The 13174-nt window shown below is 62.9% G+C and carries 14 protein-coding genes; 5 read left to right on the top strand and 9 right to left on the bottom strand.

From position 1 onward, the window contains the following. Positions 1 to 72: 72 nt before the first annotated feature. The gene (gene yegQ / locus LK03_RS19445) at positions 73 to 1392 is read right to left on the bottom strand and encodes a tRNA 5-hydroxyuridine modification protein YegQ (RefSeq protein WP_038414155.1); all 1320 of its coding nucleotides are present in this window, start codon (positions 1390 to 1392) and stop codon (positions 73 to 75) included. Positions 1393 to 1511: 119 nt separating this feature from the next. On the opposite strand from yegQ, the gene LK03_RS19440 reads away from it, so the two are divergent. Further along, complete coding sequence (locus LK03_RS19440) at positions 1512 to 2576, top strand: AI-2E family transporter (protein WP_038414154.1); 1065 nt, start codon at positions 1512 to 1514, stop codon at positions 2574 to 2576. A 51-nt stretch (positions 2577 to 2627) separates the two neighbouring features. On the opposite strand, the gene LK03_RS19435 is transcribed toward LK03_RS19440, so the two are convergent. Next, on the bottom strand, positions 2628 to 4712 hold the full coding sequence (locus LK03_RS19435; protein ID WP_038414152.1) for a TonB-dependent receptor family protein: 2085 nt from the start codon (positions 4710 to 4712) through the stop codon (positions 2628 to 2630). 224 nt (positions 4713 to 4936) lie between these two features. Between LK03_RS19435 and LK03_RS19430 the strand changes: the two genes are divergently transcribed. From LK03_RS19430 to LK03_RS19420, 3 genes are read left to right on the top strand one after another with little or no spacing between them, the layout of a single operon-like run. After that, positions 4937 to 5200, top strand: a complete 264-nt coding sequence (locus LK03_RS19430; RefSeq protein WP_049870568.1) for a helix-turn-helix domain-containing protein — start codon at positions 4937 to 4939, stop codon at positions 5198 to 5200. After that, positions 5190 to 5558, top strand: coding sequence for a head completion/stabilization protein (locus LK03_RS19425; RefSeq protein ID WP_049870567.1), 369 nt, complete (start codon positions 5190 to 5192; stop codon positions 5556 to 5558). The genes LK03_RS19430 and LK03_RS19425 overlap by 11 nt, the downstream gene beginning before the upstream one ends. Then, a complete protein-coding gene (locus tag LK03_RS19420; RefSeq protein ID WP_038414151.1) occupies positions 5555 to 5929 on the top strand; it encodes a hypothetical protein in 375 nt (124 codons plus the stop codon). The genes LK03_RS19425 and LK03_RS19420 overlap by 4 nt, the downstream gene beginning before the upstream one ends. A 44-nt stretch (positions 5930 to 5973) precedes the next feature. Here LK03_RS19420 and LK03_RS19415 read toward each other — a convergent pair whose 3' ends face one another. Next, positions 5974 to 6363, bottom strand: coding sequence for a helix-turn-helix domain-containing protein (locus LK03_RS19415; RefSeq protein ID WP_038414149.1), 390 nt, complete (start codon positions 6361 to 6363; stop codon positions 5974 to 5976). 197 nt (positions 6364 to 6560) lie between these two features. Between LK03_RS19415 and LK03_RS22065 the strand changes: the two genes are divergently transcribed. Next, on the top strand, positions 6561 to 6827 hold the full coding sequence (locus LK03_RS22065; RefSeq protein ID WP_081951646.1) for an ogr/Delta-like zinc finger family protein: 267 nt from the start codon (positions 6561 to 6563) through the stop codon (positions 6825 to 6827). Positions 6828 to 6886: 59 nt separating this feature from the next. Here the strand turns inward: LK03_RS22065 and nuoN are convergent, their stop codons facing one another. From nuoN to nuoI, 6 genes are read right to left on the bottom strand one after another with little or no spacing between them, the layout of a single operon-like run. Further along, the gene (gene nuoN / locus LK03_RS19410) at positions 6887 to 8356 is read right to left on the bottom strand and encodes an NADH-quinone oxidoreductase subunit NuoN (RefSeq protein ID WP_038414148.1); all 1470 of its coding nucleotides are present in this window, start codon (positions 8354 to 8356) and stop codon (positions 6887 to 6889) included. A gap of 7 nt (positions 8357 to 8363) precedes the next feature. Then, the gene (gene nuoM / locus LK03_RS19405) at positions 8364 to 9896 is read right to left on the bottom strand and encodes an NADH-quinone oxidoreductase subunit M (RefSeq protein WP_038414146.1); all 1533 of its coding nucleotides are present in this window, start codon (positions 9894 to 9896) and stop codon (positions 8364 to 8366) included. A gap of 49 nt (positions 9897 to 9945) precedes the next feature. Next, positions 9946 to 11799, bottom strand: coding sequence for an NADH-quinone oxidoreductase subunit L (nuoL, locus tag LK03_RS19400; RefSeq protein WP_038414144.1), 1854 nt, complete (start codon positions 11797 to 11799; stop codon positions 9946 to 9948). Then, positions 11796 to 12104, bottom strand: a complete 309-nt coding sequence (gene nuoK, locus LK03_RS19395; RefSeq protein WP_008096201.1) for an NADH-quinone oxidoreductase subunit NuoK — start codon at positions 12102 to 12104, stop codon at positions 11796 to 11798. The genes nuoL and nuoK overlap by 4 nt, the downstream gene beginning before the upstream one ends. A gap of 3 nt (positions 12105 to 12107) precedes the next feature. Next, positions 12108 to 12608 carry an NADH-quinone oxidoreductase subunit J gene (nuoJ, locus tag LK03_RS19390; protein ID WP_038414142.1) on the bottom strand — a complete coding sequence of 167 codons (501 nt, stop codon included), beginning with the start codon at positions 12606 to 12608 and terminating at the stop codon, positions 12108 to 12110. 10 nt (positions 12609 to 12618) lie between these two features. After that, on the bottom strand, positions 12619 to 13167 hold the full coding sequence (gene nuoI, locus LK03_RS19385) for an NADH-quinone oxidoreductase subunit NuoI (RefSeq protein ID WP_028693716.1): 549 nt from the start codon (positions 13165 to 13167) through the stop codon (positions 12619 to 12621). Positions 13168 to 13174: the final 7 nt, after the last annotated feature.

Below are 13174 nucleotides of genomic sequence, written 5' to 3'. Positions count from 1 at the left end.
AGCTTAGGGAGCCGATGCACGATTGTCACCTGCCCACGCTGTCAGCCAGCTGAGGGCAAGATGACAGTTTCGTCAGCTTTGCAGATCACGCAGCAGCAGGCCGAATGCCAGCGAGACCTGCTCGGGGATCGGCAGGTACACCACGTGTCCGTCGCCAGGGGCGGTGTCGATGCTCAGGCGCTGGGCGTCGCGCAAGGTGTGCAGGTCAAACGGGTAATTACCGCCCGGTGTCATCAGTTCCATATGATCACCCACGGCGAAACGGTTCTTCACCTTGACCTCGGCGAGCCCCTCGACGCGCACTCCGGTCAGCTCGCCAACGAACTGCTGGCGCTCAGACACCGAATGGCCATGCTGGTAGTTCTGGTACTCGTCATGCACGTGGCGGCGCAGAAAACCCTCGGTATACCCGCGTCGGGCCAGTGATTCGAGGTTGTCCATCAAGCTGCGGTCGAAGGGTCGGCCAGCGGCCGCGTCGTCGATGGCCTGGCGGTATGCCTGCACGGTACGGGCGCAGTAGAAATGCGATTTGGTGCGCCCCTCGATCTTCAGCGAGTGCACGCCCATTTCGGCCAGTCGCGCCACATGCTGCACGGCGCGCAGGTCCTTGGCGTTCATGATGTAGGTGCCGTGTTCGTCTTCGAAGGCCGGCATGTCTTGATCGGGCCGTTGGCTTTCCTGCAACACAAACACCTGGTCAGTGGGCGCGCCGATGCCCAGGGTCGGATCGACCTGACGCACGATCTGGCCAGTGACATCTTCCGTGGCCGGATTGGCCTGGTACTTCCAGCGGCAGGCATTGGTGCAACTGCCCTGATTGGCGTCACGCCGGTTCAGGTATCCCGACAGCAGACAGCGCCCCGAATAGGCCATGCACAGCGCACCGTGCACGAACACCTCCAGTTCCATGGCCGGCACCTGCTGGCGAATCTCGGCGATTTCCTCCAGCGACAACTCGCGTGACAGGATCACCCGGCTCAGCCCCAGTTGCTGCCAGAATTGCACGCTCGCCCAGTTGACCGTATTGGCCTGCACCGACAGGTGCACGGGCATGTCGGGGAAGTGCTGGCGCACCAGCATGATCAAGCCGGGGTCTGACATGATCAGTGCATCCGGGCCCATGGCGATCACCGGGGCCAAGTCCTTGAGGAAGGTCTTGAGCTTGGCGTTGTGCGGGGCGATGTTGACCACCACGTACAGGCGCTTGCCCAGCGCATGGGCTTCTTCGATGCCCTGGGCCAGGGTGGCGTGGTCGAAATCATTGTTACGCACCCGCAGGCTGTAGCGCGGCTGGCCGGCGTAGACCGCATCGGCGCCGTAGGCGAAGGCATAGCGCAGGGTCTTCAGGGAACCTGCGGGGGCGAGCAGTTCGGGTTTGCCGGGCAGCGTCATGGGGCACCTGGAAAAGCGGCGGATGCTACGAGGTGCAAGGTCGATGAGTATTGATCTGCATCAACGGCACTTTTGCCCGCTCGGCGCGCACTAAAGGGGTGAATTCTCGAGGAAACCCCATGAACGAAACCGTTTTGCAGAACAAGGCGCTCACCGTTTTGCTCGCCGCGGTCACCATCGCCTTCGTCTGGATCCTGCTGCCGTATTATGGCGCCGTGTTCTGGGCGGTGGTTCTGGCGATCATATTCGCCCCCATGCAACGCAACATGCTCATCCGCTTCGGCCGCCGGCGCAACCTGGCGGCCGGCGCCACGTTGATGGTCTGCCTGACTATCGCCATCTTGCCGGTGATCATCATCAGCGTGCTGCTGGTACAAGAAGGCGCCTCGCTGTATCAGCGCATCCAGAGCGGCAATCTGGACATTGCTGGCTACATCGAACACGGCAAGAACATGCTGCCGGCCTTCGCGCAGAATGGCCTGGATCGCCTGGGCGTCGGCAACCTCGACGGCTTGCGGCAGAAGATCACCCAGTTCGCCGGCCAGGGTAGTCAATACCTGGCGACCCAAGCCTTCAGTTTCGGCCAGGGCACGTTCGACTTCGTGGTGAGCTTCGGCATCATGCTCTACGTGCTGTTCTTCTTTCTGCGCGAAGGGCCGGAAACCGCCCGCAAGGTGCGGCAGGCCGTGCCGCTGCCAGAAGAGCAGAAGCGTCGTCTGCAGCTCAAGTTCAACCGCGTGGTGCGGGCCACGGTCAAGGGCAACCTGCTGGTGGCCATCACCCAGGGTGCGTTGGGCGGCATCATCTTCTGGATCCTCGGCATTCCCAGCGCGTTGGTCTGGGCCGTGCTGATGGCATTCCTTTCGCTGTTGCCTGCGGTGGGAGCGGGGCTGGTATGGGGGCCGGTGGCGGTGTACTACGTGGCCACCGGCATGTACTGGCAGGGCATCATCCTCACCGCCTATGGCGTGCTGGTGATCGGCCTGGTGGACAACGTGCTGCGTCCGATTCTAGTGGGCAAGGACACGCGCATGCCCGACTACTTGATTCTGGTCTCGACCCTGGGCGGGATGGCGGTGTTCGGCCTCAACGGTTTCGTCATCGGCCCGCTGATCGCCGCGCTGTTCATCTCCAGCTGGGCGATCTTCGCTTCTACCAAACCCAAGGTGCAGTTGCCCGACTGAGGCCGTTGAGCAGAGTCCCGCGCCGCTGGCCGGCGCGGGGCCAGGTCATCCCTACCTGAAGCTGTAGGCAACGCCTACATAAGCGGCGAACCCTTCGCCGGGCGTCGAGCGGGCCACATCCTGGCCGCGATCATCGAAGCCCGGTGTTACCGTTGCCGAGTATCGCTGGTTCGTGAGATTGCGCAGGTCGAGCCAGGTCTGCCAGTCCTGTTTAGGCGAATTCCACCCAAGCCGCGCTCCGAACAAGGTGTAGGCATCGGCATGCTGGCTGTTGGCGTAGTCCACTTGTACCTTTGAAGCGAGCTGCGTGTTCAGCGCGGCGTATACGCCATTTACCCAGTCATAGCGCACTTCGGCCTGGTAGTAATGCACCGGCAGGCCCGGCAGGCGGTTACTGCCAAAGCGTGGGTCATCGCGATAGTGGAAATCGCTGTATGTGTAGGCCTGGCGCAGGCTCAGGCGGCCACCGCCGTCGCTGCGCCACAAGGTGCTCTGCAGCCCGGCTTCCAGGCCCTGATGCACGGTAGCGCTGGCATTGAATTCGGCCGTGCTGATGTTCGGCACCAGCTCGACTGCCAGCAGCTCATGGCGCACCTGGGCGTAGTACCAGGCCAGATTCCATTCACCCAGGGAGGAATCGCCGCGGCCACCGATCTCCAGGGTAGTGGCGGTCTGATTACGCATTTCAATGGGCTGGATCTGGCCGCCGGCAACCGGTGGCGAACTCCAGATCAGTGCCCAGGGATGCGGCGGCTCGACCGAGCGACTGAGGGTGCCGTACACCTGCAGATCAGGATTGACGTCGTAGCGCAGGCCCAGGTGCGGGGCGTAGTCCCAGTCGTGCTGGCTGACGTTGCCGCCTTGCTCGGGGTAGCTGACATCGCTTTCCCGGCGCGTGTAGATCAGGGCCAGGCCGCTGGTCAGCCACAGGTCGGGGCTCAGTTCCAATTCGTTGTTCAGGTGCACTACGGTGTCCGAGCCCTGGTAACTGAAGTCGCGGGTGCGGGTGCCGACCGGGCGCATGCCGTTGCCAGGCTCGGGTACCCGGACGAATTCCGAGGCGCCGGTGTTGGGCAAGTGCTTGGTGGTGCGCCAGCCCAGGCTGGTGCGGCTGTCGCGACCGGCCAGGGTGTCTCGACGCTGGTAATCCAGGGTGCCGCTGACATCGGCGTAAGCCACCTTGAGTCGATTAGGCCCTTCACGCAGATCCATGGGGAAATCGTGATAGACCAGGCCGGCCACCAGGCGCGAGTCATCGTCGAAGGTGAAGGTGGTCTTGTTCGCCAGCCAGGTGCTGCCCGGTTGCGGGCGGCTGGCATCGCGGCGCAGGTACACCGGATTGGCGGCGCGCGGGTCATGCTTGATCTGCGCCTGGGTCAGGCGTCCTGCCAGCTCGTTGTCGGTTTCCCGGTAGCGCAGGTAGAAGCGCGTTTCCAACTGTGGGCTGAAGCGGTAGCCCAGGTTGGCCGCAACGCCCTTGGCACGACCGCCGCTGTGGGTCTGGTAGCCATCGTACTCACTGTCGGTCAGCGCCACGTAGTAATCCAGATCACCCAGTACCTGCCCCGAGCTGACCTGACGGTGCGCGTAGCCGCGGCTGCCCAGCTCGTAGCGCACCTGCAAGGGGGCAGCGTCGTAACCGGTGTGCGTCACGTAGTTGACCGCGCCACCCAGTGCCAGGGCGCCGCGCTGCAGGCCACTGGCCCCGCGCAGCACCTCGACCCGGCTCAGCCACAGCGGCTCGAGCAGTTCGTAAGGTGTGCCGCCCGGCCCCGTCAGTGGCAGGCCGTCGAACATCGCGTAAACCCCAGAGCCATGGGCGCCGGGCGCGCGGTTGATGCCCGAGCCGCGGATGGACAGCTTGATCCCGTCGTTGCCTGCTGACTGGGCGAAAACGCCTGGCTGATAAGCCAGCACGTCCTGACCGCTGGCCACGCGACCCTGATCGACCGCGTTCATGTCCACCAGGTTGCTCGCGCCAGCGACGGCCCGCAGCCGCTGCTCAGCGCGTTCCAACTCGCTGGTCGGTTCGTTGATGAGCAACTGATCGAGCTGGACAGGCACGGATTCAGCGGCACCGGCGGGCAATAGCACCAACAGCGTCAGGTAGGAAGGAAGGTGTAAGACGCGACGCATCAAGCTACTCCATCGGTAAGGCAAGCGGGCGATCGCAGTGAGACGCACGAAACCTCCCACGAAGCACGGGCACTTCGCTGTCATGCGAATACCATTTGGGACGTAGTTGTCAGGACGCTCTTTACAAGTCGCGTCGATGGAGAGGACAGGGCGCTGTTCGTAAGGTGAGGCCTCCGGCACTGATCCCTGCAAGGGACGGCCTTCACGCTTGCGGAGCTTAGACGATGAACACAGCAGTGACCTTGCCCCCTGACGCAAAAAACGCACCGGCCATTCACCTGACCCCGCGAGAGCGACAAGTCTTGCTGTGGTGTGCCTATGGCAAGACATCTTGGGAAATTGGCCGAATACTGGAATGCAAGGAATCGACGGTCAATTTCCACGTTGGCAACATTCTGCGCAAATTCGACGTTGAAACCCGTGTGGCGGCGGTCATCAAGGCGATCCGCTACAACCTGCTGGCCGAGGATGTGTGCCATGCACAGTGAGTCATCTGCCGAGCACCCCCAGAGGGGGCACCTTGATCCCTGCGCCGATATCTACGATCCCTTCTGGCCGCGGATCAAACTGAATGATCTACGCAACAGGCTCGCCTTGGGCGACGAGGTCAGTGAGGCGCAGTTGCTGGTGGCTGCGCGAGGCGCCGCCATGACAGCCGCGCGGGAATTCGCGCAGTGGCGGTATTGTCTGCGTGAGCGCGGAATCAGACGCCTGGAGACACTGGTCGGCCATGCGCCTGGTCGAGCATTGCAGCGCTGCTACCTGCGCTGCGTGGAAATGGCCACCCGCCGCGCATTGCTCAAGGGCATCGAGCGCACCGGGCGGCACGTCGAGGTCAGGTCATGAGCGGTCCTTCTCTGCTGCAAACCTGCTGCAACGTCATCCAAGCGGGGCTGGGCATCGATCCTGAGGTGCTGTTCGGCGCACTGCTGGGCTCGCTGCTGGTCAGTCTGGCCCGAGGAAGAATGAAGGTATGGCTGATGCTCGGCGCCGACGACCGATTGTCACTGCGCAAAAGCAGTCTGCTGGTGGTCCTGAGTGCAGGCGTAGGGTGCCTGTTCGAACCGTTGATACTGACGTTGGCCCCGCTACTGTCCAGTGGCATGGCCGCCTTCTCGGCAGCGGTGGTGGTCATCCCGATCAGCCTGAAGATCATGGTCTGGCTCGATGGACTCGACCTGCGCGACCTGTTGCAGCGACTGCGTAGGCGTGGTTGAGGCGCTGGCAACGGGGTGTTGGCGCTCCCGGCCTCACCCATGGATCAGGCATGAGCCACCGGTGCTTGCTCGAGCAGTTGCTGAAGTTGGCTTTCGAGTTGTTTCAAACGCTGCTTGTCCTGCACCTGCAACAGAATCGCCTGACGATCAGCACCGGCCATTTCGCGCAATTGTGCCAGCAGTCCCACCTCCCACTCGCTCAGAGCCACGGGTGATCGGCGCTGCTCGCCTTCGCCGAGCAACAGCCAATCCAGCGAGCATAGATGAGTACGGGCGAGATCTACGCATAATGCGTAGGGAATGCTCTGGCGCACCTTCCAGCTGCTGAGGGTCTGCGGGCTGATGTTCAGCGCGCGAGAAAGCTCTGCGTCAGAGTGCGAGCGCGTCAGTTGCTTGAGACGGGTGAGTACTTCACCCAAGGGGTTGTTACTCATTTCGAATATCCATGACTAGTTTACTGGCGTTATCTAAGCGTAAACTACTCGTTACAAATACCGGCCTGTTATTAAATGAGAGCTTCTGCCATGACAGTCAATCAGCTAATTATCACCCACAGAAGAGTAGATAAGTCTGACACATACTGCGGAAAAAACTTACATAGCATTTGTACGGCATGTGCCAGGTGCGGGCTGTGAGCGCGTACAAACTGGTGTGCCCCCATTGCCACGGTCGCATGCGTATCCGGACGAGCGAGGGACGTCATATCTTTCTGCGCATTGCCTACCTGCAGTGTTGTTCCGAGGCCTGTGGCTGGTCAGTCCGTGCGCAGTTCGAAATGACCCATGAACTATCACCCAGCGGTATGCCCAACCCGGAGGTCAAGTTGCCCAAGGCTGATCGCGCGCTGCGTCAGGCGGCGATGAGCAGGGGCATGGATGAAACGGTCCACAGTGATTGAACGGTGCAGGAAACAAAACACCCCGCCAAGGCGGGGTGTTTTCGTTGCGCAGAGCCAGATCAGCCCAGCAGCGGCAGACCTGCGTGCTGTACCAGGTCCAGCAACGGCTGGGGGTAGACGCCAAGGACGAAGGCCAGGATGGCGATGGCCAGCAGCATGACGCCACCGGTGCGCTGTTCCCACTTCAGCGGCGCGTCATGGCGGCGCAGGTTCGGCTCGGCCAGGTACAGCGTCACCATCACTCGCAGGTAGTAGTACACGCCGATGGCGCTACCGACCACCAATGCACCGACCAGCCACCATAGTTGCGATTCGACGCCGGTGGCGATGATGTAGAACTTGCCGATGAAGCCTGCGGTCAGCGGAATGCCCGCCAGCGACAGCATCATTACGGTCAGCACTGCGGTGAGGTACGGACGGCGCCAGAACAGGCCGCGGTACTCGTACAGCGCATCGGCATCGCGACCGGCGTAAGGCGACGACATCAGGGTAATCACGCCGAAGGCGCCGAGGCTGGTAATCACGTAGGTGACCAGGTACACGCCCATGGCCTCCATGGCCAGCCCCTTGCTCGCCACCAGGGCGATCAGCAGGTAGCCGAAGTGGGCGATCGACGAATAACCCAGCAGGCGCTTGAGGTTGCTCTGGGTCAGCGCCAGCAGGTTGCCGACCAGAATCGAGGCCACGGCAATCACCGCCAGGACAGTGCTCAGCACGCCACTGCTGGCAGCAGGGGAGAGCATGAACAGGCGCACGACGACGGCGAACACCGCGACCTTGCTGGCTGTGGCCAGGAACGCCGCGACTGGCGCCGGAGCGCCTTCGTAGACGTCCGGCGTCCACAGGTGGAAGGGCACCAGCGACAGCTTGAAGGCCAGGCCCACCAGCATCATGCCCAGGCCCAGTTGCGCCAGCAGGCTGGGCATGCCGGTACTTGCCAATGCCTTGCCGATACCGTCGAAGCTCAGGCTACCGGCATCGGCATAGAGCAGCGCCATGCCGAACAGCAGGAACGCCGAGCCGGCAGCCGACAGCACCATGTACTTGATGCCGGCTTCCAGGGAGCGCTTGTTGAAGAAGGCGTAGGCCACCAGGCCATAGACCGGCACCGACAGCAGTTCCAGACCGATGAACAACCCGGCCAGGTGGTTGGCGCTGACCAGCACCAGGCCGCCCAGGGCCGACATCAGCAGCAGCAGGTACAGCTCTTCACGGTTGCCCGGGTAGCCGGTGGCGCCTTCGCCCAGATAGGCATGGGCCAGCGTGACGCACGCCAGGGTGGCCACCAGCATCAGCGCCATGTACAGACAGGCGAAGTAGTCGATGGTGATCAGACCGGTCACCGGCAATGGCGCGACCTTCATGGCCGGGATGATCGACAGCAGGGCCAGGTTCAGACCGATGGTCGAGAGCAGGAAGGTCTGCGAGTGATTGCGCTTCCAGGCGATCGCCAGCATCACCACCACCGTGGTCACGGTGGTGATGAGCATCGGCGCCAGTGCGATGAAGTGTTGAGTGGTGAATTCCATAGCGCTCTTACCGGGCCGAAGCGAGTTGAGTGAAAGCGGAACCGAGCCATTGCTGCACACCGCTCATGGTGGCGGCAGAGGTATCGAGGAACGGCTGTGGGTACACGCCAAGCACGATCAGCAGGACCGCCAGGCCCAGCACCATGGTCAGCTCGCGGCCGTCCATGCCAGCCAGAACGGTGTCCGACTTGGCCGGGCCGAAGTAGGCGCGGTGGATCATGATCAGCGAGTACACCGAGCCGAATACCAGGCCGGTGGTGGCAATCACGGTGATCCATGGAACCTGGGCGAAGCTGCCGATCAGGATCAGGAACTCGCCAACGAAGTTGCCGGTGCCTGGCAGGCCCAGCGACGCGGCGGCGAAGAACAGGCTGATGGCCGGCAGGTAGGCGATGCGGTGCCAGACCCCGCCCATTTGCCGCATGTCACGGGTGTGCAGGCGCTCGTACAGCTGACCGCTGAGGATGAACAGCGCGGCGGCCGAGACACCGTGGGCGAGCATCTGGATCACCGCGCCTTGCAGGGCCTGCTGGCTGCCGGAGTAGATACCGATCAGCACGAAGCCCATGTGCGAAACGCTGGAGAAGGCGATCAGGCGCTTGATGTCGGTTTGCGCGAAGGCCAGGAAGGCGCCGTAGAAGATACCGATCAGGCCCAGGGTCATGGCGATCGGCGCGAACTCGGCCGAGGCGTTGGGGAACAGCGGCAATGCGAAGCGCAGCAGGCCGTAGGCGGCGGTTTTCAGCAGGATACCGGCCAGGTCCACGGAGCCGGCAGTGGGCGCCTGGGCGTGGGCATCGGGCAGCCAGGAATGGAACGGCACCACCGGCAGCTTCACCGCGAAGGCGATGAAGAAGCCCAGCATCAGCAGGTACTCGACACCGGCGGGCAGCTCGGCCTTGAGCAGGTCGCTGTAGTTGAAGGTGATGACCCCGGTGCTGTTGTAGTTGACCAGCACCAGACCCAGGATCGCCACCAGCATGATCAGGCCGCTGGCCTGGGTGAAGATGAAGAACTTGGTCGCCGCATAGATGCGGGTCTTCTTGCCGTCTGCCGAGCTGTGACCCCAGAGCGCGATGAGGAAGTACATCGGCACCAGCATCATTTCCCAGAAGAAGAAGAACAGGAACAGGTCCAGGGCCAGGAATACCCCGACCACGCCGCCCAGAATCCACATCAGGTTGAGGTGGAAGAAGCCGACGTGGCGCTGGATCTCGTTCCACGAGCACAGCACCGACAGCACACCGAGCAGGCCGGTGAGCAGGATCATCAGCAGCGACAGGCCGTCGAGGGCCAGGTGCAGGCTGATGCCGAAGCGCTGGATCCACTGGACCTTGAATTCCAGCGCCCAGGCCGGCTCAGCGCCCGGAGCAGGGGCGAGGGTGTAGTCGCCGTGGGCCCACAGCCACAGGCCGATGCCGAGCAGCAGGGACATGGTCAGCAACGCGATCCAGCGTGGCAGGGTGGCGCCGAAGCGCTCGCCCAGCCAGCACAGAAGGCCGCCGATGAAGGGAATCAGGATCAGCCAAGGCAGAATCATGACGGGTTCGTTTCCTTTTGCAGAGTCGCAAGGTTCGCAAGAGTCAGGGTCATACCGCGGCCACCAGGACAGCGCCAAGCACCAGCACGGCGCCCAGGGCGATGGAGGCGGTGTACCAGCGCAGCTGGCCGGTCTCGGTCTTGCTCATGGCCACGTGTCCGCCACGCGCCAGGCGCGGGATCAGACCGATGGTGCGGTCGACCGGGTCCTTGCGCAGGACATGACAGATCAGCAGGTACGGCTTGACGAACAGCTTGTCGTACAGCCAGTCGAAGCCCCATGCGGCATACCACCAGGCCGACAGGAAGCGGCCGATACCGCTGTTGGCGATGGCGCTGACCAGACGGCGCTTGCCCAGGAACAGCATCGCCGCCAGCAGGATGCCGGCGATGGCGATGGCGCCCGAGGCGATTTCCAGGCTGTGCTGGGCTTCGCCGCCGGCATGCCCGGCGCTTTGCGGCAACACACCGGCCAGCGGTGGGTGAATCCAGGCGCCGATGAAGGTCGACAGCACGATCAGCACGCACAGCGGCAGGCCGTGAGCCAGGCCGTGGCCGGCGTGGGCTTCGGTCTTGGCTTCGCCGTGGAAGGCGATGAAGATCAGGCGGAAGGTGTACAGCGAGGTCATGAACGCACCCACCAGGCCGGCGTACAGCAGGTTGCTGTTGCCGCTGGCGAAGGCCTCCCAGAGGATTTCATCCTTGGAATAGAAGCCCACGGTGATGATCGGCAAGGCCGCCAGGGCCGCGCCACCGACCAGGAAACTGGCATAGGCCAATGGCAGCTTCTTCCACAGGCCGCCCATCTTGAAGATGTTCTGCTCGTGGTGGCAGGCGTTGATCACCGAACCGGAGGCCAGGAACAGCAGCGCCTTGAAGAAGGCGTGGGTCATCAGGTGGAAGATCGCCGCTTGCCAGGCACCGACGCCCAGCGCCAGGAACATGTAGCCGATCTGGCTCATGGTCGAGTAGGCGAGGATACGCTTGATGTCGGTCTGCACCAGCGCGGCGAAGCCGGCCAGCACCAGGGTCACACCGCCGACCACACCCACCAGGTGGAGGATGTCCGGGGCCAGCAGGAACAGGCCATTGGTGCGTGCGATCAGGTAGACACCGGCGGTGACCATGGTCGCGGCGTGGATCAGTGCCGAAACCGGAGTCGGGCCGGCCATGGCGTCTGCCAGCCAGGTCTGCAGCGGCAGCTGCGCCGATTTACCCACCGCACCGCCCAGCAGCATCAAGGTCGCCAGCACCATCCAGGTGTCACCGGCCTGGAATTTCTGCGGCGCCAGTACCAGCAGCTCCTGCACGTTCAAGGTGCCGAGCTGGGCGAACAGGATGAACAGGCCAATGGCCATGAATACGTCGCCGATCCGGGTGACGATGAATGCCTTGAGCGCGGCGTTACCGTTGTTGCGGTTGCTGTAGTAGAAGCCGATCAACAGGTACGAGCACAGGCCTACGCCTTCCCAACCGAAGTAGATGAACAGCAAGTTGTCGCCCAGGATCAGGAATAACATGCTGGCGATAAACAGGTTGGTGTAGGAGAAGAAGCGTGAATAGCCGGTTTCGCCGCGCATGTACCACGAGGCGAACAAGTGAATCAGGAAGCCCACACCGGTGACCACCCCGAGCATGGTGACCGACAGGCCATCCAGGTACAGGGTGAAGCTCGGCGCGAAGCCATCCACCGACATCCACTGCCACAGCAGCTGGCTGTACGCGCCGCCTTCAGGCGGCGCGACGTTGAACTGCCAGATCACGTAGGCAGCGACGGCCGCCGAAAGACCGACCGAGCCGACGCCGATCAGCGCGGACAGGTTCTCGGAGAACCGCCCGCGGGAGAACGACAGCAGCAGGAAGCCGATCAGGGGGAAGACGAAAGTCAGAAAGAGAAGGTTCATCCGCGCATCTCACTGGCAGCATCGATGTCGAGAGTGTGGAAGCGGCGATACAGTTGCAGCAGGATCGCCAGGCCGATACTGGCCTCGGCGGCTGCCAGGCTGATCACCAGGATGAACATCACCTGGCCGTCGGGTTGTACCCAACGTGCGCCGGCGACGATGAACGCCAGGGCAGAGGCGTTCATCATGACTTCCAGGCTCATGAGCACGAAGAGAATGTTGCGCCGGACCATGAGGCCGACCAGTCCTAGACAGAACAGGATGCCGGCGACCGCCAGACCATGCTCGAGAGGGATAGCACCCATGATTTACTCCTTCGCCTCGTTACGGCCCAGGTGGAAGGCGGTGACCGCTGCGGCGAGCAGCAGCATCGAGGCCAGCTCGACCACCAGCAGGTAAGGCCCGAACAGGCTGATGCCCACGGCCTTGGCGTCGACGGTGGTACCGCTGATGCCGGCACCGCTCGAGGTGGTGAACAGCACGTACAGCAGCTCACCGAGCAGCAGTGCCGCGAGCAGCACCGGACCCGCCCAGATGCCCGGCTTGAGCCAGCCGCGCTCCTGGGCGACCGAGGCCGGGCCCAGGTTGAGCATCATCACCACGAAGACGAACAGCACCATGATGGCGCCGGCGTAGGCGATCACTTCCAGGGCACCGGCGAACGGGGCGCCGAGGGAGAAGAAGATCATCGCTACCGAGATCAGGGAGATGATCAGATACAGCAGCGCATGCACGGGGTTGGTCCCGGTCACCACCCGAAGGGTGGAGACCACGGCGATCCCGGATGCGAAGTAGAACGCGAATTCCATCTTTCTGTCCTTATGGGAGCAAGCTCTTCACGTTGATCGGCTCGGCTTCGTTCTGCGCAGCGCCTTTCGGCTTGCCAGCGATCGCCATCCCGGCAACCCGATAGAAGTTGTAGTCAGGGTTCTTGCCCGGTCCGGAGATCAGCAGATCTTCCTTCTCGTACACCAGGTCCTGACGTTTGAACTCGGCCATTTCGAAATCCGGCGTCAGCTGGATCGCAGTGGTCGGGCACGCTTCCTCGCACAGACCGCAGAAGATGCAGCGTGAGAAGTTGATGCGGAAGAACTCGGGGTACCAGCGACCGTCGTCGGTCTCGGCCTTCTGCAGCGAAATGCAGCCGACCGGACAGGCTACGGCGCACAGGTTGCAGGCCACGCAGCGCTCTTCGCCGTCGGGATCGCGGGTCAGGACGATGCGGCCGCGGTAGCGCGGCGGCAGGTACACGGGTTCTTCGGGGTACTGCAGGGTGTCGCGCTTGCGAAACCCGTGGGAGAACACCATCGCCAGGCTGCGCAGCTGGGTGCCGGTGCCCTTAACGATGTGGCCGATATACTTGAACATGGGTCAA

This window comes from Pseudomonas cremoricolorata, assembly GCF_000759535.1.
In the GTDB taxonomy this organism is placed as follows: domain Bacteria; phylum Pseudomonadota; class Gammaproteobacteria; order Pseudomonadales; family Pseudomonadaceae; genus Aquipseudomonas; species Aquipseudomonas cremoricolorata_A.
The sequence above is the reverse complement of the archived record's forward strand: the minus strand, read 5'-3'. Positions and strand labels throughout refer to the sequence as shown.